This window comes from Herbaspirillum frisingense GSF30, from assembly GCF_000300975.2.
GTDB lineage: Bacteria > Pseudomonadota > Gammaproteobacteria > Burkholderiales > Burkholderiaceae_D > Herbaspirillum > Herbaspirillum frisingense.
This window is the reverse complement of record NZ_AEEC02000003.1, coordinates 113,525-134,508: the sequence shown is the minus strand read 5'-3', so window position 1 is coordinate 134,508 and position 20,984 is coordinate 113,525. Positions and strand designations below refer to the sequence as shown.

The 20,984-nt window shown below is 63.6% G+C and carries 19 protein-coding genes and 1 pseudogene; 4 read left to right on the top strand and 16 right to left on the bottom strand.

Annotation, left to right across the window (positions count from 1 at the left end):
* Positions 1-124: 124 nt before the first annotated feature.
* Complete coding sequence (locus HFRIS_RS03415) at positions 125-616, bottom strand: MarR family winged helix-turn-helix transcriptional regulator (protein ID WP_006461833.1); 492 nt, start codon at positions 614-616, stop codon at positions 125-127.
* 157 nt (positions 617-773) lie between these two features.
* Here HFRIS_RS03415 and HFRIS_RS03410 point away from each other — a divergent pair, with 157 nt between their 5' ends.
* Genes HFRIS_RS03410 through HFRIS_RS03395 form a run of 4 tightly spaced genes read left to right on the top strand, consistent with a single transcriptional unit; the run spans position 774 to position 6,954 of the window.
* A complete protein-coding gene (locus HFRIS_RS03410; protein ID WP_039874186.1) occupies positions 774-2,438 on the top strand; it encodes an FAD-dependent oxidoreductase in 1,665 nt (554 codons plus the stop codon).
* 45 nt (positions 2,439-2,483) lie between these two features.
* Positions 2,484-4,067 (top strand): benzoylformate decarboxylase, encoded by a 1,584-nt coding sequence (mdlC, locus tag HFRIS_RS03405; RefSeq protein WP_006461831.1) that lies wholly within the window; start codon positions 2,484-2,486, stop codon positions 4,065-4,067.
* Between the two features lie 34 nt (positions 4,068-4,101).
* Positions 4,102-5,553, top strand: coding sequence for an aldehyde dehydrogenase (locus tag HFRIS_RS03400; RefSeq protein WP_006461830.1), 1,452 nt, complete (start codon positions 4,102-4,104; stop codon positions 5,551-5,553).
* Between the two features lie 57 nt (positions 5,554-5,610).
* The gene (locus tag HFRIS_RS03395; protein ID WP_006461829.1) at positions 5,611-6,954 is read left to right on the top strand and encodes an MFS transporter; all 1,344 of its coding nucleotides are present in this window, start codon (positions 5,611-5,613) and stop codon (positions 6,952-6,954) included.
* A 220-nt stretch (positions 6,955-7,174) separates the two neighbouring features.
* Here the strand turns inward: HFRIS_RS03395 and HFRIS_RS03390 are convergent.
* From HFRIS_RS03390 to HFRIS_RS03315, 15 genes and pseudogenes are all read right to left on the bottom strand, one after another.
* Positions 7,175-8,116, bottom strand: a pseudogene (locus HFRIS_RS03390) (ammonium transporter); the annotation flags it as partial.
* Between the two features lie 45 nt (positions 8,117-8,161).
* Positions 8,162-8,959, bottom strand: a complete 798-nt coding sequence (locus tag HFRIS_RS03385; RefSeq protein ID WP_006461826.1) for an IclR family transcriptional regulator — start codon at positions 8,957-8,959, stop codon at positions 8,162-8,164.
* Positions 8,960-9,101: 142 nt separating this feature from the next.
* Positions 9,102-9,827: an SDR family NAD(P)-dependent oxidoreductase gene (locus tag HFRIS_RS03380; RefSeq protein ID WP_006461825.1), complete on the bottom strand. Its 726-nt coding sequence runs from the start codon at positions 9,825-9,827 to the stop codon at positions 9,102-9,104.
* A 95-nt stretch (positions 9,828-9,922) separates the two neighbouring features.
* On the bottom strand, positions 9,923-11,209 hold the full coding sequence (locus HFRIS_RS03375; RefSeq protein WP_006461824.1) for an MFS transporter: 1,287 nt from the start codon (positions 11,207-11,209) through the stop codon (positions 9,923-9,925).
* A 237-nt stretch (positions 11,210-11,446) separates the two neighbouring features.
* A complete protein-coding gene (locus HFRIS_RS03365) occupies positions 11,447-12,181 on the bottom strand; it encodes an SDR family NAD(P)-dependent oxidoreductase (RefSeq protein ID WP_006461822.1) in 735 nt (244 codons plus the stop codon).
* A gap of 11 nt (positions 12,182-12,192) precedes the next feature.
* Positions 12,193-12,720 carry a 2,4'-dihydroxyacetophenone dioxygenase family protein gene (locus tag HFRIS_RS03360; RefSeq protein WP_039874181.1) on the bottom strand — a complete coding sequence of 176 codons (528 nt, stop codon included), beginning with the start codon at positions 12,718-12,720 and terminating at the stop codon, positions 12,193-12,195.
* A 317-nt stretch (positions 12,721-13,037) separates the two neighbouring features.
* Positions 13,038-13,937, bottom strand: a complete 900-nt coding sequence (locus HFRIS_RS03355; RefSeq protein WP_006461820.1) for a LysR family transcriptional regulator — start codon at positions 13,935-13,937, stop codon at positions 13,038-13,040.
* A gap of 52 nt (positions 13,938-13,989) precedes the next feature.
* On the bottom strand, positions 13,990-14,820 hold the full coding sequence (locus HFRIS_RS03350; protein ID WP_006461819.1) for a dioxygenase family protein: 831 nt from the start codon (positions 14,818-14,820) through the stop codon (positions 13,990-13,992).
* Positions 14,821-14,961: 141 nt separating this feature from the next.
* Entirely contained in the window at positions 14,962-15,369 is a 408-nt protein-coding gene (locus tag HFRIS_RS03345) for a DoxX family protein (RefSeq protein WP_006461818.1), read from the bottom strand.
* A 179-nt stretch (positions 15,370-15,548) separates the two neighbouring features.
* Positions 15,549-16,805, bottom strand: a complete 1,257-nt coding sequence (locus HFRIS_RS03340; protein ID WP_006461817.1) for a THUMP domain-containing class I SAM-dependent RNA methyltransferase — start codon at positions 16,803-16,805, stop codon at positions 15,549-15,551.
* A 101-nt stretch (positions 16,806-16,906) separates the two neighbouring features.
* Positions 16,907-17,512 (bottom strand): 2-hydroxychromene-2-carboxylate isomerase, encoded by a 606-nt coding sequence (locus HFRIS_RS03335; protein WP_006461816.1) that lies wholly within the window; start codon positions 17,510-17,512, stop codon positions 16,907-16,909.
* 55 nt (positions 17,513-17,567) lie between these two features.
* Positions 17,568-17,993 carry a CopD family protein gene (locus tag HFRIS_RS03330; protein ID WP_006461815.1) on the bottom strand — a complete coding sequence of 142 codons (426 nt, stop codon included), beginning with the start codon at positions 17,991-17,993 and terminating at the stop codon, positions 17,568-17,570.
* A 39-nt stretch (positions 17,994-18,032) separates the two neighbouring features.
* The gene (locus HFRIS_RS03325) at positions 18,033-19,301 is read right to left on the bottom strand and encodes a glutamate-5-semialdehyde dehydrogenase (protein ID WP_006461814.1); all 1,269 of its coding nucleotides are present in this window, start codon (positions 19,299-19,301) and stop codon (positions 18,033-18,035) included.
* Positions 19,302-19,380: 79 nt separating this feature from the next.
* On the bottom strand, positions 19,381-20,400 hold the full coding sequence (gene holA / locus HFRIS_RS03320; RefSeq protein ID WP_006461813.1) for a DNA polymerase III subunit delta: 1,020 nt from the start codon (positions 20,398-20,400) through the stop codon (positions 19,381-19,383).
* A 17-nt stretch (positions 20,401-20,417) separates the two neighbouring features.
* Positions 20,418-20,957, bottom strand: coding sequence for an LPS-assembly lipoprotein LptE (locus tag HFRIS_RS03315; protein ID WP_006461812.1), 540 nt, complete (start codon positions 20,955-20,957; stop codon positions 20,418-20,420).
* Positions 20,958-20,984 lie beyond the last annotated feature (27 nt).

Sequence of the window (20,984 nt, the reverse complement as noted above, 5' to 3'; positions counted from 1 at the left end):
GCACGCTCTCATATCGCGCAAGTTGCCGACCAGGCGCGCGACTTCACTATCGATACATCGCAATCAACACATCAGGCTGAGCAAGCGTGTTGCCAAACTGCTGGATAGCCGTCGGGCGTGGATATCAAGTCTGATGTCGTCCGGTGTAACCGAGTAGCCCTTCCTTGAGGGCCAGGTAAAGCTTGGGTCCAAGGGCTGCCGCGATCTCTGCTTCCGTCTCTTCTACCGCCTGGTGGAACTGTTCCAGCCACAACATGCCTTGCGGCGTAAAGCGCACGATCTTGGCCCGGCCGTCGCTAGGATCGGGTTCGCGCATGACGATGCCCAGCTTCTCCAACTGTAGTACCAGTTCTCCCAGGGACTGCTTGGTGATGGAGGCGCGCTTGGCAATTTCGGTGGCGCGGGTGCCTTGGACGTCGAGGTTGCGTGTAACGCTGATGTGGCTCAGGGTGAATTGCCCATGGCCGGCCGCGACCATCTTGGCCAGCACACTCTCTTCAAAACGCTGCACGGCCTGGTTGAGCAGGCGGCCGAGGTTGGTTGCACGCCAGGCATCATTGCTGGCGGGAATTGCCGGCCTGGCCGGCTTTCGGGTCTTCTTGGGTGTCACATCCATGCGTCTGGCCGCCGGGTGGGCGTGGTGTCAATGAGGCAGATTACGCGAAGTATACCGGCACCTTCGGTTTTCCTTGCTTTTACAAAATCCAGCTTGACGAATATAGTAAGGCATCCTTACTATAGGTCGGCCTATAACAAGAGACAAAGGAAAGCAGATGAAGGCGGTAGACGTAATGATTTGCGGCGGAGGGCCGTGCGGCCTCATGCTGGCCAACGAACTGGGAAGACGCGGTGTGAGTGTGCTGCTGGCCGATGAAAAGGACAGCACGGCATTCAACCCGCAGGCCAATGCCACCCAGGCACGGACGATGGAACATTTCCGGCGGCTGGGTTTTGCCGATGAGATCCGTGCCCAGGGGCTACCGGCGGATTTCCCCACCGACATTGCCTATTTCACGCGCTATGCCGGGCATGAACTGGCGCGCTTTCGGTTACCGTCGGCACAGCAGGCAAAGACCCGTGCACGCGAGTTGCGGGGCTCGTGGAGTGCGGCGGAGCTGCCGCACCGGGTGTCGCAAAAGTATGTCGAAGCCGAGCTGCGCCGCCAGGCTGAACGGCTTGATGGCGTAGACGTGTGCTATGCGCATCGGATACTGGATTTCACCGAGCATTCAGACCACGTCATCACGACCGTCGAGCATCGCCATACCGGTGAACGCTTTGAGGTCCGCAGCCATTACCTGATGGGCGCCGACGGTCCCCGCAGTGCGGTGCGAGAGCGGCTGGGATTGAGTTACACGGGCGAAACCGGCGTGCAGCGCGATTTCATGGGCGGCCGAATGTTCGCTGTCTACCTACGCTGTCCGACTTTCTACGAACAGATGCCACATGCGCCAGCATGGATGAATGTCACCTTCAACGGTGACCGGCGTGCCTTCATGGCTGCTGTCGACGGCAAGGGAGAGTTTGCTTTCCATACGCAGCTGCGGCCTCATGAGAAGGAAGACGCCATCACGGAGGCGGATGCGCGCGGACTGTTCTGCGCGGCGGTAGGACGTGACTTGCCTGTGGAGATACTGTCCAAGGGCGGCTGGACTGCAGGGCATTCGCTGGTCGCTGATCATTTCCGGCGTGGACGTGTATTCCTTGGCGGCGATGCGGTGCATCTGTTCACCCCCACCGGTGGTCTGGGCTATAACACCGCTGTCGAGGACGCCGTCAATCTCGGCTGGAAGCTGGCGGCCGTACTGCACGGCCAGGCCAGTCCGGCGTTGCTGGACACCTATGAGGCAGAACGCCGACCGCTGGCGCTGCGCAATACCAGCTACGCGCGCAAGTTCGCCGACTCGTTGGGGCTGTTCACCCCCGTAGCCGAACTGGAGCAGGACAGCGCAGAGGGCGCCGCCGCGCGTGCCGCTGCAGGCCTCTACCTGGAACAACATGGTCGAGCCGAATTCAATATCCCCGGTATCACCTTCGGTGGTCGCTACGATGGATCTCCGGCGATCATCGCCGACGGCAGCCCGGCTCCTGCGGATGCGGCCAATACCTATACGCCGACGGCCAGCCCTGGCGGACGCCCCCCGCATTTCTGGCTGCAGGACGGCAGTTCACTGTATGACCACTTTGGTTTCGGTTGGACCTTGCTGTGCCTGGGCCAGCCGGATGCCGACACCACACCGTTCAGCCATGCCATGCAGCGCTATCGCGGCAGCCTGACGGTGCTGCACCTCGATGACCCCGATGTCATCGCCGGCTATGAGGTACCGCTGGTCCTGATCCGCCCGGATCAGATCGTCGCCTGGCGCGGCAGTCTCGCCGATTGCAGTGATGCCGAACGCATCATCGATCGGCTGCTGTGCCATGTGCTGCCAGGCTGACGTCCGGCCAATCCCATAAGTGATAACGACAAGGAGACACCCACGATGAGTTCCACCGCTTCCTTCACTGTACGTGATGCCGTATTTGACTTCCTGCGTCAGGTCGGCATCGACAAGATATTCGGTAATCCTGGTTCGACCGAGTTGCCCCTGCTTCGCGACTTCCCTTCCGACTTCCGTTATGTACTCGGCTTGCACGAGGCGGTCGTGATCGGTATGGCGGACGGTTATGCACAGGCCACCGGTAAGGCCAGCTTCGTCAACCTGCATTCGGCCGCTGGTGTCGGCAATGCGATGGGCAACCTCTTCACCGCCTTCAAGAACCGCACGCCCATGATCGTCACCGCCGGTCAGCAAGCCCGCTCCATCCTGCCGTTCGATCCCTATCTGGGCTCGCGTGACGCGGCCGAACTACCCAAGCCCTATGTGAAGTGGAGCATCGAACCGGCTCGCGCCGAAGACGTCCCACTGGCCCTGGTGCGCGCTTATCATGTGGCCATGCAAGAGCCGCGCGGCCCGGTGTTCGTGTCGATCCCGGTGGATGACTGGGATCGTTCCACCACACCGCTGCAGCCCCTGCAAGTATTGACCCAGGTACGTCCGGCGCCGGACTCCATCGAGCCGCTTGCTGCGGCGCTGGCGCAGTGCCGGCGGCCTGCCTTCGTGGTCGGTGCTGCCATCGATCAGGCCAATGCCTGGGATGAGATCGTCGCGTTGGCCGAACGTCACCGGGCGCGTGTGTTTGTCGCGCCGATGTCGGCACGCTGCAGCTTCCCTGAAAACCATGCCTTGTTCGCGGGCTTTCTGCCGCCGATGCGCGAGCGCATCGTACAAGCGCTGGGCGGACACGATCTGGTCTTCGTGGTCGGCGCGCCTGCCTTCACCTACCATGTCGAGGGCAGCGGTCCGCATCTCCCACCTGACGCTACATTGTGCCAACTGGTCGACGACATCTCGGTCGCCGCGTCAGCACCAGCGGGTATCTCTGTGCTGGGCAACATCAAGATGGGCCTGGCCGATCTGCTGGCGCGTACGGACGATCCGCAGCGGCCGACGCCCGCACCTCGCGCGCCGGTGCCGCGTGCCGAGCCATCGCCCGTGATGACGGCTGCCTTCGTCCTGCAGACATTGTCCGAGGTGCGCGATGCCAGCCACATCGTGGTGGAAGAGTCACCCAGTTCACGTCGCACCATGCAGCACTATCTGCCGTTCACGCAGCCGCACACCTTCTTTACGATGGCGAGCGGCGGCCTGGGCTATGGCATGCCCGCCGCCGTTGGCGTGGCCTTGGCCGAGCCTGCGCGCAAGGTCATCGGCCTCATCGGAGATGGCTCCAGCATGTATTCGATCCAGTCCTTGTGGAGCGCCAGCCAATTGGGTTTGCCGGTGACCTTCATCATCCTCAACAATCGGCGATATGAAGCGCTATGCGATTTCGCACTTCACTTCGGCTTCGGCAAGGACGAGGCGGTGCAAGGGACGCAACTGCCTGACATCGATTTCGTCGCCCTCGCCGGTTCCATGGGCTGCCCTGCCACGCGCGTCGAGGACGCCGCTACGCTGGCGGACACCCTGCGCCGTGCATTGGCCGAGAACCGGCCGAACCTGGTCGAGATCGTGGTGGACTGATCCTGCTCATTCGCCATAAAAGGAGATTCATGACATGAACCAGACTCAACTGTTTATCGACGGCGCCCGTGTACCATCCACCGCCGGCGCCAGCTTTGAGCGCCGCAATCCTCTCGACAACGCCGTTGCCACTGAGGCAGCCGCAGCCACTACCGAGGATGCGCTCGCTGCCGTCCACAGTGCGGCACGCGCCTTCCCGGCCTGGTCCCAGACCGGCCCCGGCGTCCGCCGCAACATGCTTGAGAACGCGGCTCGTGCACTGCATGACAAGTCCGATGCCCTGGTTGCGGCGATGATGGCTGAGACTGGCGCCTCCGAAGTCTGGGCACGTTTCAATGTGCACCTGGGTGTGGAAACCCTGCGCGAAGCCGCAGCCATGACCACCCAGATAGCGGGTGAAGTCATCCCGTCCGATATTCCTGGCTCGTTGGCATTGGGTGTGCGCCAGGCCGCCGGCGTGGTGCTGGGCATCGCACCATGGAATGCACCAGTGATTCTGGGGGTGCGCGCCGTGGCCACGCCACTGGCCTGTGGCAATACGGTGATCTTCAAAGGATCGGAGATCTGCCCGGCCACCCATGGGCTCATTGTGGAGGCCTTCGCCGATGCGGGCCTGCCGCCAGGCGTACTGAATTACCTGAGCAATGCGCCTCAAGATGCGCCGGCCATCGTCGACGCCATCATCGCCGCACCGGCTGTACGCCGCGTCAACTTCACCGGATCGACTCGGGTTGGCAAACTGATTGCCCGGCGCTGCGCAGAATACCTGACGCCGGCCGTACTTGAACTGGGCGGTAAGGCACCGCTGCTGGTGCTGCATGATGCCGATCTTGATGCCGCCGTCGATGGCGCTGCATTCGGCGCGTTCATCAACTCAGGTCAAGTCTGCATGTCGACCGAGCGCATCATCGTTGATGCGCGTATCGCCGACGACTTCGTTGCGCGCCTGCGTCTCAAGGCGATGGCGCTGCCCGTGGGAGACCCGCGGCGTGGGCCCGTGGTGCTGGGTTCGGTGTGCGATATGGCTACGGTGCAGCGCTGTAATGCATTGATCGAGGATGCACTCGTCAAGGGGGCGACGCTGGTATGCGGTGGGCGTGCCGATACAACGCTGATGCCGGCTACCCTGCTTGACCATGTGACGCCGGAGATGCACATCTTCCATGAGGAGTCGTTCGGACCTGTCAAGCCGATCATCCGCGCCAATGATGACGAACACGCGATTGCTCTGGCCAATGATAACCAGTACGGATTGTCGTCCGCCATCTTCAGTCGCGATGCTGCCAGGGCGATGCAATTGGCGCGCCGCATCGAATCGGGCATCTGTCACATCAACGGCCCCACCGTGCATGACGAAGCACAGATGCCCTTTGGTGGCGTCAAGGGCAGTGGCATCGGCCGTTTCGGTGGCAAGGCCGGGATTGCTGAATTCACCGATCTGCGCTGGATCACCCTGCAAACAACTCCCAGGCACTACCCCTTCTAGTCGTTCCCACACCGCACTCAAAACAAGCGGCAAAAAGCCGCACATGAGGAGACACGCATGACCAGCCCCACCACGACCATCGACATCGGTAAGGTGCTCGACGATGGTCCCTTCACTCGCTTTCAGAAACTCATCGTGCTGCTGACGGCACTGGCGGTCATCTTCGATGGCTGCGATACCCAACTGATCGGCTTTGCCATGCCCATCCTTATCAAGGAATGGGGACTTACCCGCGCCGCCTTTGCCCCGGTCGTAGCAGCCGGTCTGGTCGGCATGGCCATTGGCGCCGCCACGGCAGGACTGATGGCGGACCGATTCGGGCGTCGCCGGGCAGTCATCGTCAGTGTCGTGGTGTTTTCTGTCGCCACGGCCGCAATCAGTATGGCACCGGACACCACGACCATCATGCTGCTGCGCTTCATCGCGGGCCTAGGCATAGGCGGCGCAGTGCCAACTGCATCGACCCTCACGGCGGAGTTTTCTCCAGCACGTTTCCGCACCCTGGCCATCACCATCACTATCCTCTGCATCCCCTTGGGCGGGATGGTGGCTGGCTTGCTGGCAAGTTTCGTGTTGCCGATGTTTGGATGGCGTGCACTGTTCCTGGTCGGAGGCGTGCTACCGATGGGGCTGGTCGCGGTGATGATTATGGCCTTGCCGGAGTCGCCGCGCTTCCTGTCGCGACGTCCCGCGCGCTGGCCCGAACTGAAAGTCCTGCTGGCGCGCATGTCCCGTCCGCTCTCTGCAGAGGCTGGTGATGTCCAGTTCGTCGACCGTCGCGAACAGAATGCGGAACAGCACGCGGGATTCTCGGCCTTATTCAAAGGTGGCCTTGCACTCGATACCATTGCGATCTGGTGCGCCTTCTTTATGTGCCTGCTGTCGGTATACACCGCATTCAGTTGGCTGCCGACGATGCTGAGTAGCGAAGGCTTTTCGATCACCAGCGCCGGTTTCGGATTGACGCTCTACAACATGGGAGGGGCGCTGGGTGCGCTACTCTGTGCCCTGATGATCACCCGCTTCGGATCACGTGTGCCGTTGCTGCTCTGCTGCCTGGGTGCGACGCTGAGTGTATTGTTGCTGACAAGGCTGAACCTGAGCAGCAACGTCGCCGCGACCATGAGTGGTCTGTTCGCACATGGTATGTTCGTCAACGCCGTGCAGGTGACCATGGTTGCCTTGTGTGCCCATGTATACCCAACCAGCGTGCGTGCCACAGGCACTGCCTCGGCATTTTCATTCGGCCGCCTGGGCTCCATTTTGAGCGCGTTCGCCGGCGCATCAGTGATCACCAGCGGTGGCGCGTTTTCCTACCTGGTGTTGCTGGCTGGCGCGATGACGTTGGTGTTGTTGGCGCTGGCGGTTGTGCGACGACATATACCCGCAATCACTGGCTGAAAAGTTCAGGCGATGCACTAAGTGCGCGACTACTCGAAGGTGGACAGTGGCGGTTATCGTGCTCCAATAGCGGAAAGACCACCGTACTGGTGGTCTTTCCATGGGAGCTGATCCGCCTTTGACTACGCTATCAGCCCACTATCAGGGTGCTCGGCGGATGTTAGGGCTCAGCCGACTTTATTGTGAAAATAGGGCGGTAATTTTCATTCCACCGTCATCTTCACCAACTCGTCTCCCGCTCCGCCGTCGACGAAATCTTGTGGATCGCCAGATCGGCGCCTTCGAATTCCTGTTCCGGGTCAAGGCGGATGCCGACCGTCTTCTTCAGCAGGCCGTACACGATCCATCCGCCCAGCGCCGCAATGGCGATGCCCATCACGCTGCCCACCAGTTGCGACATGAACGACACGCCACCGCGTCCCCCCAGCGCCTGCAAGCCGAAGATGCCCGCCGCCAGGCCGCCCCACAGGCCGCATAGCCCATGCAGGGGCCAGACACCCAGCACGTCGTCGATCTTCCATTTGTTCTGGGTGCGGGTGAACATCCACACGAAGATGGCGCCGGCCATGCCGCCGGTGACCAGCGCGCCCAGCGGGTGCATCAGGTCGGAGCCGGCACATACCGCCACCAGACCGGCCAGCGGGCCGTTGTAGGCGAAGCCGGGGTCGTTGCGGCCCATCAGCAGTGCGACCAGGGTGCCACCGGCCATGGCCATGAGGGAGTTCATCGCGACCAGGCCGTTCATCTTGTCCAGGGTCTGCGCGCTCATCACGTTGAAGCCGAACCAGCCCACCGTCAGGATCCATGCGCCCAGTGCCAGGAAGGGGATGTTGGAGGGCGGATGGGCGGCGACCGCGCCTTCCTTGCTGTAGCGGCCGCGGCGCGCACCCAGCAGCAGCACGGCGGGCAAGGCGATCCAGCCGCCGACGGCGTGGACCACGATGGAACCGGCGAAGTCGTGGAATTCGGCGCCGAAGGTGGCTGCCAGCCAGGCCTGTACGCCGAAGTGCTGGTTCCAGGCGATGCCCTCGAAGAAGGGATAGACCAGGCCGACCAGTACGGCGGTGGCCAGCAGCTGCGGGTTGAATTTGGAGCGTTCGGCGATGCCGCCCGAGATGATGGCCGGAATGGCGGCGGCGAAGGTCAGCAGGAAGAAGAACTTATGTTCAGTGCGTGATGCGGCCTTGAGCTGAAGGCCGGACCGGCTTCAGCCCGGTCCGGCCAGCTTGCGCGAGATGGTGGCGCAGGCTTGCAGCAGCGGCGCCACATAGGCCTGCTGTGGATCGGGCAGGCGCCGGAACAGCGGGATGCTCACGCTCACGCAGGCCACCGGCAAGCCGTCGGCGCCGACGATGGCGGCACCGTAGCAAAAGATCTGGGCTTCGTTCTCTTCGCGGTCTTCGGCATAGCCGCGGGTGCGGGTCTGTTCCAGGTCTTGGCGCAGAGCCGACAGATCGGTGTGGGTGTGCTCGGTGAAGGGCTCCATCTGCAGCGTGCGCATCAGGTTTTCGCGGCGCGATTCTTCCAGGCCGGCCAGATAGGCCTTGCCCACCGAACTCGAATAGAGCGTCACGCGGGTGCCGATGCGCGAGGCCATGCGCACGGCTTGCGGGCTTTCCAGTTTCTCGATGTAGACCATGCTGACGTCGCTGGGCACGGCCAGGTGGATGGTCTCGCGGGTGATGTCGCGCAACTGGCGCAGCGGTTCGATGGCAGTGGTGCGGATATCGCTGCGGTCCCAGGCGCGGCTGGCCAGGTTGATCAGGCGCGGTCCCACCTCGAACTGTTTGCTGCGCGGGTTTTCCACCACCATGCCCTCGGCCATCAAGGCGGCCAGGATGCGATAGACGGTAGGGCGCGGATAGCCAGACAGCGCCGCCAGCTGCGCGATGTTCAGTGGCGCGTCCTGGTCGGCGATCAATTGCAGCACGGCGACGAACTTGGAGAAGGCGGCGGTGCCGGCAATCTTGTTCGGGTCGTCGGGATGTTTGTCGTGGTCTGGCATGGGCGCAGGCTTAAGGAGACAGGAGCAGAATCGGGAGCGGGAGCGGGCAGATTATAGCGGAGCCTGGTAGTGCCCCAGCGCAAAAAAGCCCGCGCCGCCTGGAGCAGCGGACGCGGGAAAAGGCATGCATGGCATGGGGTGATCAGGCAATCAGATAGCCGCCGTCGACCGGGATGATGGTGCCGGTCATGAAAGAAGCGGCGGGTGAGCAGAGGAAGGCCACGACATTGCCGATGTCTTCCGGGCGTCCCCAGCGGTTCAAGGGAGTGCGCGCCAGGATCGGGCCGGCGCGGGTCGGGTCGTCCTGCAGGGCCTGGGTGAGCGGGGTGGCGATCCAGCCCGGTGCCACCGCATTGACGCGGATGCCGTCGGCCGCATATGCAATGGCCAGTGACTTGGTCAGCTGCGCTACGCCGCCCTTGCTGGCGCTATAGCCGGGGACCAGGCCGCCACCGAAGAAGCTGAGCATCGAGGCCGTGTTGACGATGCAGCCGCCAGACTGTCGCAGCAATTCACGGGAAGCCGCGCACACGCGCATGGTGCCGGTGAGATTGACGGCGATCACCTGTTCGAAGACTTCGGTCTCCAGTTCCGCGCCGCGCTTGATGATGCCGGCACAGTTGACCACGATGTCCAGTTGCTTGAGGCCGGCCAGGGCAGTGCGCACGCTCTCTTCGCTGGCCACGTTCATTTCCACCAGGGTGATGTCGGTGCCGGCGAATTCCTCGTGGGCGAAGGGCGGCAATCCGGCTGCGATGACGCGGGCGCCGAGTGCTGCCAGCTGGCGTGCGACGGCGCCGCCTATGCCCTGGGTACCGCCGGTGACGAGGGCGGTCTTGCCCTGCAGAAGATCGGGAATGAAGCTCATGGTGTTCCTTGTGGATAGCGAGGGTGGCAGGGGACTGGCTGGATGCCGCTACCCGCAGGCGGCGGCATCGGGTCAGGCGACTGCGTAGAGCGGGATCAGGCGTGCGATTCGATGGGTTTGTCGACCACGAACATGTACACCAGTGCTGCTGCAAAGGCCACCGCCGCGCTGATCAGCAAGGCGTTGACGAAGGAGTGGGTCTGGTCCACCACCACCCCGGTGATGACCGGCGCCAGCGAGCCACCGAGGTAGCCGCCGAAGTTCTGCATGCTGCCCAGCGAAGCCACCAGACGGCGCGGGATGGCCACCGACACCAGTGCCCAGGCACCGCCCGAGGCCATGTTCACGAAAGCCATGGCCAGCGAGATGTAGACGATCGCCAGGGTGGTGCTGGGGGTGTAGGCGGCCGGGATGGTGAAGGCACCGGCGCCGATCAGACCGGCACAGATCGGCCACTTGCGGCTGCGGATGGCGGGCATGCCGCGTTTCATCAGGCCATCGGCGATATAGCCGGAGGACAGCATGCCGAGGGTGCCGAAGATGTAGGGGATGACCACCACCCAGCCGGTACGTGCGATGGACAGGTGACGCTCATGCTCCAGATACGCCGGCAGCCAGGTCAGGTACAGCCAGACCATGTAGATCACGCCCATGAAGCCGAACAGCATGCCCCAGGTGGTGCGGTACTTGAAGAGGCTCTTCCACTCGTTCCAGGTCAGCTTGGCGTTGGCATTGGGATCGGTGTCGTGGTCGTCGGCCAGGTACAGCACCTCGGACGGGGTCAGCTCGACCTCGTTGCGATTGCGGTAGAACAGATACCAGCCCACCGATACCGCGATGCCCAGCACGCCCATGATGACGAACATCATGCGCCAGCCGAAGGACAGCATCAGGATGGTGAGGATGGGCGGGGCCAGCGCGGGGCCGATGGTGGAGGAGGCCACGAAGATGCCGGTCGGTCCACCGCGTTCGCGCATGGCGAACCACTCCGAGACCACCTTGGCCCCGGCCGGGAATTGCGGTGCCTCGCCCAGGCCCAGGAACACGCGGGCCACCAGGAATTGCTGCAGGGTGTTGACAAAGCCGCCGGCCAGTTGCGCCAGCGACCAGACGAACATGCCGGCGCCCAGCATCACGCGCGCCCCGAACTTGTCCAGCATGGCGCCGATGGGCAATTGCGAGAAGGCATAGGCCAGCGAGAAGGCCGACAGCAGCAGACCCATCTGCGAGGCGCTCAGGTTCAGTTCCTGGCTCACCGAATGATTGGCAATAGACAGGGTGCTGCGGTCAAGATAGTTGACGATGCCTGCCAGCATCAGGAAGGTCAGTGCGACGACCTGTATGCGTTTGAGCCGGGGGCTCTTTTCCTTTTGGACTTCCATGGGTTACGTCTCCAGAGTGAATGAGTTGATGCCATTGGCGTGCTTCCTGCCGGCGCCGTCTGCTGCGGCGCTCTGTGTCGGTGACATGGCGAAAGCGTCATGCGAGGACGCGGTCTTGAGGACGTTGTGGATGCCGTCCCTGCTACTGCTCCGGCACGGCCGGGTGATGTCTGCATCGCCCCTGGCCGTGATCCTCGCTTGCCCGGATGATTCTGCGGTCCTGCCTTCCTGCTCTGCTCAGTAGGTGGCGCGGCCACCGGAGAGGTCGAATACGGCACCGGTATTGAAGCTGCAGGAGCCCGAGCACAGCCAGGCGCACAGTTCGGCCACTTCTTCCACGCTGCCCAGGCGGCGCATGGGGCTCTTGGCGATCATGGTCTGGACGTGGGCTGGCGACATCTGTTCCAGCAACGCGGTTTTCACCGCCGCCGGGGCGATGGCATTGACCAGGATGCCGGTCTCGGCCAGTTCCTTGCCGAGCGACTTGGTCAGCGCCAGTACGCCGGCCTTGGCGGCGCTGTAGGCTGACGCATTGGGCGTGCCTTCCTTGCCGGCCAGCGAGGCGATGTTGACGATGCGCCCGCGTCCGGCCGCGCGCATGGCCGGGACCACGCTGCGGCAGGCGTGGAAGACGCCCAGCAGATTGACCTGCACGATGCGATGCCATTCGGCCACGTCGTATTCGTCCAGCGGCACGGTGGGGCCGGCATAGCCGGCATTGTTGATCAGGAAGTCGATGCGGCCGGTCTCCACCAGCAACTGATGGACGGCATCCTCGACCGAGCCTGCATCGGTGATGTCCACCTGTTGCTGCCGGTAGGGGGAGCTGGCAGCCTGGTGCAGGTCCCACACCACCACGTGTGCGCCGGCCTCGGCCAGGCGCGCCGCGATGGCCGCGCCGATACCGCCATGGCCGCCGGTGACCACGGCCACGCAGTCAGTGAAATCGTAGTTCGCAGTGTCGTAATGCATGCGCTCCGCCCTCAACGCACGAAGCGGTCGACGTAGTCGCTGCCCAGCCCGACCGCTTCGTAATGCTTGCGGCACATATCGAGCTTGGTGAAGACATCTTCATAGCCTTCGAACTTGCCCCAGGGGTCGCAGTAGAACATCACGCCGGTGATGTGGAAGTAGGTGATCATTTCTTCCACGTCTTCCGGGACGTAGAGGGTATGGGTCTCGCCGGGCGGTTCGAAGACATAGCTGCCCTGTTCGGCGATCCAGTCATGCTCCAGGTAGCGCCATTTCCCCTTGAGCACCATGCCATGGACGGGCGCGGGATGGCGGTGGCGCGAGAGCACGCCGGACTTGCGCACGCGCAGCAGGTTGGTCCAGTAGCCCTGCGAGACATTGAGGCAGAGCGGGCGGAACCAGACGTTGTCGGCCTGCGGGACCCAGACGCGCTCGTCCTCGGGGATGGCCGGGTTGACCACGATTTCCAGCGGGGCTTCCTTGGGGTTGGGGAATTGATAGGGCTGCATCTTCGAGTCAGCCGGCATGAGAGTGCTCATGAGGTCTCCAGTTGGAATATTTGTCTTTTATTGTCCATTATATGAACAATGCGTCTGCAATATGGTCACTTTGGGTGATCAGAAAGTGAAAGTCAACAGCGCAGTGGCCCGCTTCCGTTTCCACAAAAGCGAGTCACCATCCTTGATATCGATCAAGCGTCAGGCAGACAAAGGCAGGCCGAGGCACGCAACACGAGCGCAAGGACTTGGCCTGGAATGATGAAATTTATGCGCAGATGACGTTCAAGCCATCGGGCGGGAGCGCTGCTGCAGGGGATGGGAAGGTAGGGCCGGGTGCCAGCGGGGGCGTGGCGCCGTCAGTGGTCCCAATGGACCTGGGCGAATGCCTCGGCGAGGAAGTCCATCATCGCCCTGACCTTGGCTGGCAGGTGGGCGCGGCTGGGGTAGACGGCGTAGATGCCCAGCGAAGGCGTGCCGTAGTCGGCGAGGATGGGAACCAGCTGGCCGCTGCGCAGATACTGGTCGATCATGAAAGTGGGCTGGCGCGTGATGCCCACGCCGCCCAGCGCCGCCTGCACGCAGCTGTCACCGTTGTTGGCGTGCATGCGCGAATTTACGCGCACGCTGACCGGCCCTTCCGGGCCACTGAACTGCCATTCATCCTTGCCCTGGTTGTAGCTGTAGCTGATGACCTGGTGCCGCGCCAGGTCGTGCGGATGGGCGGGCGTGCCGTGTTTTTCCAGGTAGGCGGGCGAGGCGCATACCGGCAGGCTGGTGCTGGTGAGCTTGCGGTGGATCAGGGTGGAATCGGCCAGCCGGGCGATGCGAATGGCCAGGTCGTAGCCTTCATCGATGATGTCGACGATACGGTCCGACAAGGTGATGTCCAGCTCCACCTCCGGGTAACGCTCCAGGAACATCGGCCAGAGTGGCGCCAGGTGCAGCACGCCGAAGGTGACGGGGGCGTTGATGCGCAGCAGGCCGGCCGGTCGGGCGGCGCCGGCCGAGAGCAGGTCGTCGGCGGCTTCCAGGTCGGCCACGATCTGCTTGCAGCGTTCAAGGTAGAGACTGCCGGCTTCGGTGAGCGAGAGCCGGCGCGTGGTCCGTTGCATGAGGCGGGAGCCCAGGCGGGCTTCCAGTTCAAGTACGGTGCGCGAGACGGCCGCCTTGGAGATGCCCAGCGCATCGGCGGCCTTGACGAAACTGCCCAGCTCGGCCACGGCAATGAAGCATTCGATTTCACGCAGTTTGTTCAACCCGTCTATCCCCCTGATGGCGCCGCGCCGGCCCCGTCAGGGAGACGGTGGCTCAGGCGGCAGCCGGTAGTTGTGCCAGCAGGCTGGAGGCCGTGCCGAAGGCGAAGGCGTCCATGCGCAGGCTATGATACGTCGAACCGCTGTCCAGGTGAACCAGCCGGGTCCAGTCATCGGCCGCGCCCATGGCGAAGAACAGGCTCAGCAGGTGTTCGTCGCTGGGATGGGTGCGCACCGCGTGCGGGGCCGTGGTCCGGTAGCCGAACAGGGCTTCCAGGTCACCAGCCTGCATGCGGTCCAGGAACCATTGCAGGAATTCCAGCGTATGCGGGGCGTCGCCGGCATCGGCATCGTTGCGACGCAGTTCGCGCAGGTTGTGCGTGAAGCTGCCCGAGCCGACCAGCAGGATGCCTTCGCGGGCCAGCGGTGCCAGCAACTGGCCGACCTGGAAATGATAGGCTGGCGGTTGCTGCGATTGCAGCGACAGCTGGATCACCGGCACATCGGCCTGTGGATAAAGATAACGCAGCGGTACCCAGGCACCGTGGTCCAGCCCCCAGCCGTCATCGGTATTGGCCGGCAGGCCACCATCGCGCAGCCGCTGGGCCACATGTTCGGCCAGTGCGGGCGCGCCTGGTGCGGGGTAGTCCAGTGCATAGAGCGCCTGCGGGAAACCGCCGAAATCGTGGATCACGCGCGGCCTGGCCTGGTTGCCCACGCGGGGGGTGAAGGTCTCCCAGTGTGGCGACATCATCACGATGCCACGCGGGCGCGGCAGGGCAGCGCCGATGCCGGCCAGCAGCGGACCGGTACGGCCGGGTTCCACGGCCAGCATGGGCGAGCCGTGCGAGACGAACAGCGAGGGCAGGTGGAGGGTATCGGACATGATGGTTTCCTTGAATCGCCTGTGGAAAACTTGATTTCCCGCACGCAAGAACTGAACTAAAAGATCTCGACGATCAAACTGAATCTATATGAATTTTGCCGGGCGCGTGGCCCGGCTGGATGATTTCGGCAAACAGGGCGATCAACTGCGCTCTTCACGCTTGAGGGCAAAGGCGCCGTCGCCCAGCAGGAACACGGCGACCAGGCCGACGATCCACAGCGCCAGGTATTCCCAGCCACCCTTGGGGTTGGTGAAGAAGAATCCTGCCTTGCCGTGGACCAGCACGATGGCGCCCAGCAGGTCGGCCGCCAGGGGCAGTGCCAGCCAACGACCGTAGTAGCCCAGCACCAGCGCAATGCCGCCTACCACTTCCAGCGCCATGACGGGATAGGCGAACCAGCCGGGTACACCCAGCGAGGCAAAGAAGCCCACGGTGCCTGCCGGGGTGAAGACGAAGATTTTCAGTCCGGCGTGGACCAGGAAGAAGATGCCCATGGTGACGCGCAGCAGGAAGGCGGCGTAGTCGGCGCGGGTATTGACGGTGCTCATGATGATCCCGGGAAGTGTGGAGTGGATGAAGGCAGGCCAGCTATCGTGCTCGCTCTCTGGCGGGCGTGATGGAGATGGGCCATGTCCACACTGTAGGGAAGAATGCGGGCCGGATAAACCGGCCGTGGCGGGATGGATTGTCTTGGCGTGGTTGACAATCCGGTCCCGCCTGTCCTGCGTCAGTCCTCGCTGTCGCGGGAATGCGGCTTGGCCTCTTCGCGGCGGTTGTAGCCGGCCACCATGTCGAAGCGGAACAGGCGGCATTCCAGGGCGCCGTTGAAGAACGGGGTCTTGCGCGATTCCTTCAGGCGCATCAGCTTGGGCAGGCCGAGGTCGGCCGAGAACAGGAACACGCTCCAGCCGGCAAAGCGCTGCTTCAGGGTGCTGGAGAAGGCGCTGAAGAATTGCGTGAACAGTTCTTCGGTCGGCAGGGCGCGGTCGCCACGCACGCCGATCCGTTCGCCGTAGGGCGGGTTGGAGAGGATGATGCCGACCAGCGGCTGGCCATCGGCGTCCAGCGGTGGCTTGATCTCCTGCGCCTCGATCTGCTTCAGTGGAATCTCGAACTGGATACCGGCGCGCACCAGGTTCTTGCGGGTCAGTTCCACCATGTCGCCGGAGATGTCGCTGCCGAAGAGCGTCGGCGTGGTCGGGATCGGGTTGGGTTTGAAGTCCCCCTTGATGGCGAACCAGGCATCGGCGTCGAAGTTGCTGAACTTTTCGAAGGCAAAGCGGCGACGTGCGCCCGGCGGCACGCCGGCAATCATCTGCGCCGCTTCGGCCAGGATGGTGCCGGAGCCGCACATGGGATCGAACAGCGGCACGCCCGGCTTCCAGCCGGAGGTGCGCAAGAGACCTGCAGCCAGGTTCTCGCGCAGCGGGGCGTCACCGGTCTCTTCGCGCCAGCCGCGCTTGAACAGCGCTTCGCCGGAGGTATCCAGGTAGACCGTGAAGTTGTGGGCATCGACGAAGCCGGCGATGCGCATGTCGGGCGTGCGGGTATTGACCGAGGGACGCAGCTTGAACTGGTCGAGGAAGCGGTCGCAGATGGCATCCTTGATCTTGAGCGTGCTGAATTCCAGGCTGCGCAGCGGCGACTTCACGGCGGTGAGGTCCACGCGGATGGTGTGCGAGACCTTGAACCAGTCTTCCCAGGCTTGCGCCAGGGTGAGGTCGTAGATGTCGTTTTCGTTCTTGTAGGAACCGTGACCCATGCGCAGCAGCACGCGGCTGGCGATGCGCGAATGCAGGTTCATCTGGTAGGCCGCCAGCAGCGTGCCGGAGCAGTGCACGCCACCCGGAACCTGGTTGTGCACCTTGAGATTGGCGGCGGGGCCGGCATGGGCGGCGATCTCGTTGAGTTCTTCTGCCAGTGCCGCTTCCAGGCCACGCGGGCAGGGGCAGAAGTAAGAGTATTGAGTGTCTTGGGATTGCATGGGAGTACCTTTTATCCGTTGAAAAACAGGGCTTCAAAAATCAGAACGCCGGGCTGCGCTTCTGTTCATTGCGCAGCCCGGCGTCATTGTACGCTGGCCGCTCAGCCTTTCGCGAAGGCGCGCTCGACGAAATCGAGGCGGTCCTGGCCCCAGTAGCCTTCGCCTTCGTAGACGAACCAGGGGGCGCCGAACACGCTGGCGGCATTGGCTTCATCGGTGAAACGGTCGAACTCGGCCTGCACGCTGGCGGTCTCGGCTGATTTCAGCAGGGCCGCACCATCGTGCTCCTGGGCGTTGGCAATGGCGACCAGGGTATCGGTGTCGGCGATGTTCTTCTGCTCTTCCCAGACGGCGCGCATGATGGCCCCGGTCAGGCGCAGCGACGCGGCCGTGCCGTGCGCGAGCTGGGTGGCGATGATCAGGCGGGCGGCGGTATCGCTGTTGACCGGGAAATAGGTCGGTTGCAGGATCATCGGCTTACCCAGGAATTCGCTCCAGCGCGCCAGTTCCTTGAGGCGATAGGCCTGGCGCTGCGGGGCGCGCTTGGCCAGCGGCAGACCGCCGGAGACGCCGAAGATCTTCGACAGGTCGAAGGGTTTGGGAAGGATCTGCACCTCGTATTTCTCGGCGAGGGCGACGAAACGTTCGTGCCCCAGATAGGCGAACGGAGAATGCGGGGCGAAAAAGTATTCACAGACTTTGCTCATGACCGGCTCCGGAAGGGATGATGGTGTGTGGTGAGAGGTACGTGGCTTGGGGATATCAGAACGGCTTGACGACGACCAGGATCACGATGGCCAGCATCAGCAGCACCGGGACTTCATTGAACCAGCGGAACCAGACGTGGCTGCGGGTATTCTTGCCGTGCTCGAATTTCTTGAGCAGGGAGCCGCAGGCGTGGTGATAGCCGATCACCAGCACCACCAGGAACAGCTTGGCATGCAGCCAGCCGTTGCCCGGGCCCTTCCAGAATTGCCAGGTGATGGCCAGCAGCCATGCGCCCAGCACCAGCGCCACCAGCGCGGTCATGCCGGTGAAGCGGTACAGCCGGCGCGCCATGCCCAGCAGGCGTTCGCGGGAGACCAGGTCGGTCTCCTGCGCCAGGTTCACGAAGATGCGCGGCAGATAGAACAGGCCGGCGAACCAGGAGGCGATGAAGACGATGTGCAGGGCTTTGATCCAGAGCATGACGGTCCTTGGCGTTGGCGTTCGGGTTGACGTGATCGGTTACTGGCGCACCTGGCCCTGGCCCAGCACCACATACTTCAGCGAGGTCAGGCCTTCCAGGCCCACCGGGCCGCGCGCGTGCAGCTTGTCGTTGGAGATGCCGATCTCGGCACCCAGGCCGTATTCGAAACCATCGGCAAAGCGGGTCGAGGCGTTGACCATGACCGAGGCCGAATCCACTTCGCGCAGGAAACGCATGGCGCGGGTGTAGTCCTCGGTGATGATGCTGTCGGTGTGCTGGGAGGAATGACGATTGATGTGATCGATGGCCTCATCCATGTCGGCCACCACCTTCACGGCCAGGATCGGGGCCAGGTATTCGGTGTCCCAGTCTTCAGCCGTGGCCGGCTTCAGGAAGGGGTAGTCGGCCAGGATATCGGCCGCCTCAGGGTCGCAGCGCAGTTCCACTTCCTTGACACGATACAGTTCGGCCAGCGGGGGCAGCACGGCTGCGGCGATGTTGCGCGACACCAGCAGCGTTTCCATGGTGTTGCAGGTGCCGTAGCGATGGCATTTGGCGTTGAAGGCCACGTCCAGCGCCTTGCGGGTGTCGGCCTTGTCGTCGATGTAGACGTGGCAGATGCCGTCCAGGTGCTTGATCATGGGGACCTTGGCTTCCTTGATCAGGCGTTCGATCAGGCCCTTGCCGCCACGCGGCACGATGACGTCCACGTATTCCTGCAGGGTGATGAGCACACCGACGGCGGCGCGGTCGGTAGTCTCGACCACCTGCACCGCATCTTCCGGCAGGCCGGCACCGGCCAGGCCTTCTTTCACCAGCCTGGCCAGGGCCTGGTTGCAATGGATGGCTTCGGAACCGCCGCGCAGGATGGTGGCGTTACCACTCTTGATGCACAGGCCGGCGGCGTCCACGGTGACGTTGGGACGGGCCTCGTAGATGATGCCGATCACGCCCAGGGGCACACGCATCTGCCCGACCTGGATGCCGGTGGGGCGGTATTTCATGTTGCTGATCTCGCCGATCGGGTCGGGCAGGGAGGCGATCTGCTCCAGGCCTTCGGCCATGGTGGCGATGGCCTTGTCGGACAGTGTCAGGCGGTCCAGCATGGCCTCGGCCAGACCATTGGCGCGGGCCGCATCCAGATCCAGCGCATTGGCGGCGCGCAGGGCGTCCGCATCGCGACGGATGGCGGCGGCGATCAGCAGCAGCGCCTGGTTCTTGGCGGCGGTATCGGCACGCGCCATGGCACGCGAGGCGGCACGGGCCTGCTGGCCGATGCGGTTCATGTAGAGTTCGATGTTTTCCATTCTGGTTCCTCCGCAGCGCGATGGGCGCGGCCGTGTTGGTATGTCTGTGTTGCGCGATCTTGATGGGCCTGCCGGTGGCTCAGCGCCCGCGGGCCAGTTTCAGTCCCAGTTGCAGCAGGGCGTCCCACGGGTCGCCGGCGAAGGTGCGGGCGCGCAGGCCCTTGACCATGCGGTCCACCAGGGCGGCTTCCTGCAGGGCTTGTTCCAGCGCGGCCAGGCTGATGCGGCGCAGGGCCGGTTCCATCAGTCGTTCGCGCGGACCCCAGATGCGGTATTCCTTGAGCAGTGCGCCTACGGGCTTGCCCTGGGCCATGCCGGACTTGAGCTTGAGGAGCGTGCGGATTTCCTCGGTCACGGCCCACAGGACCAGTGGCAGGGCCTCGCCTTCACCCTTCAGGCCGTCCATCATGCGCGTGAGACGGGCGATGTCGCCGGAGAGCATGGCTTCGTTGAGCTTGAAGACATCGTAGCGGGCCACATTGAGCACGGCGTCCTGCACCTGTTCGAAACCGAGCTTGCCGGGCGGGTAGAGCAGGGCCAGCTTCTGGATTTCCTGGTGCGCGGCCAGCAGGTTGCCTTCCACGCGGTCGGCGATGAAGTCCAGGCAGGGACGGTCAGCGCTCTGCTGCTGGGCAGCCAGGCGGTTGCCGATCCAGCCCGGTAACTGGGCGCGTTCCACCAGCGGGATGTCGATGTATACCGCCGCCTGCTGCAGGGCGCCGACCCAGGCCGCCTTCTGCGTGGCCCAGTCCAGCTTGGGCAGGCTGATGATGGTGAGGTTGTCGGGCGAGAGGTTGGCGGCGTAATCCTGCAGGGCCTGACCGCCATCCTTGCCGGGCTTGCCGCTGGGGATGCGCAGTTCGATCAGTTTCTTGTCGCCGAACAGCGATTGCGACTGGTTGGCCGCCAGCAGTTCGCCCCACTTGAAGCTGCGTTCCACCACCAGCACTTCACGCTCGGTATAGCCATTGGCGCGGGCGCTGCGGCGGATCTTGTCGGCCGCTTCCAGCGCCAGCAGGTGCTCGTCGCTGGCGATCACATAGAGTGCCGCCAGCGATTTGCCGAGATGGGCGTCCAGGGAGTCGTGGCGCAATTGCATGATTGTGCGTGGCCGGATCAGGAATCCGACTGCGCCTTCTCGGTGCTGATGGCCGACTTCGAGGCCGCCAGGCGACGCAGGATCTGCTGCACCAGGTCGGACTGCATGTCGCGGTAGAGCAGTGCTTCCTCGGCCTGCTTGGCCAGTTCCTGGTTCTCGTCATAGGTGATGACGCGACGCAGGGTGATGGCCGTGGGCGGAATCACCACCACACCCTTGGGGTCGGTGACGGAGAAGGTGAAGCGCTGGAACAGCGCATATTCACGCACGCGGCCGTTGGTGTTCAAGGTCAGCACCTGGCGGTCGCGGGAGTCGGCCAACACCTTCAGGTTGGCTTCGGCATCCTTGGCGTCGGCGACCACCTTGGCGCCACTGGCCTCGATGTTGCGCTTGAGTTCCACGCCGACGGCGGAGTTGGGCGCAAAGCCGAGGTAGATGGTCTTGAAGGGCAGGTCGGCCGCGCCGCGCATGTGGAAGCCGCAGGCCGTGAGCATCACGGCAACGAGGGCCATCAGCAGCCATTGCGAGAAACGCTTGATTTGGACTTGAGCGTGCATGGAGTTCCGTCGGTTGGGTTGGGCCGG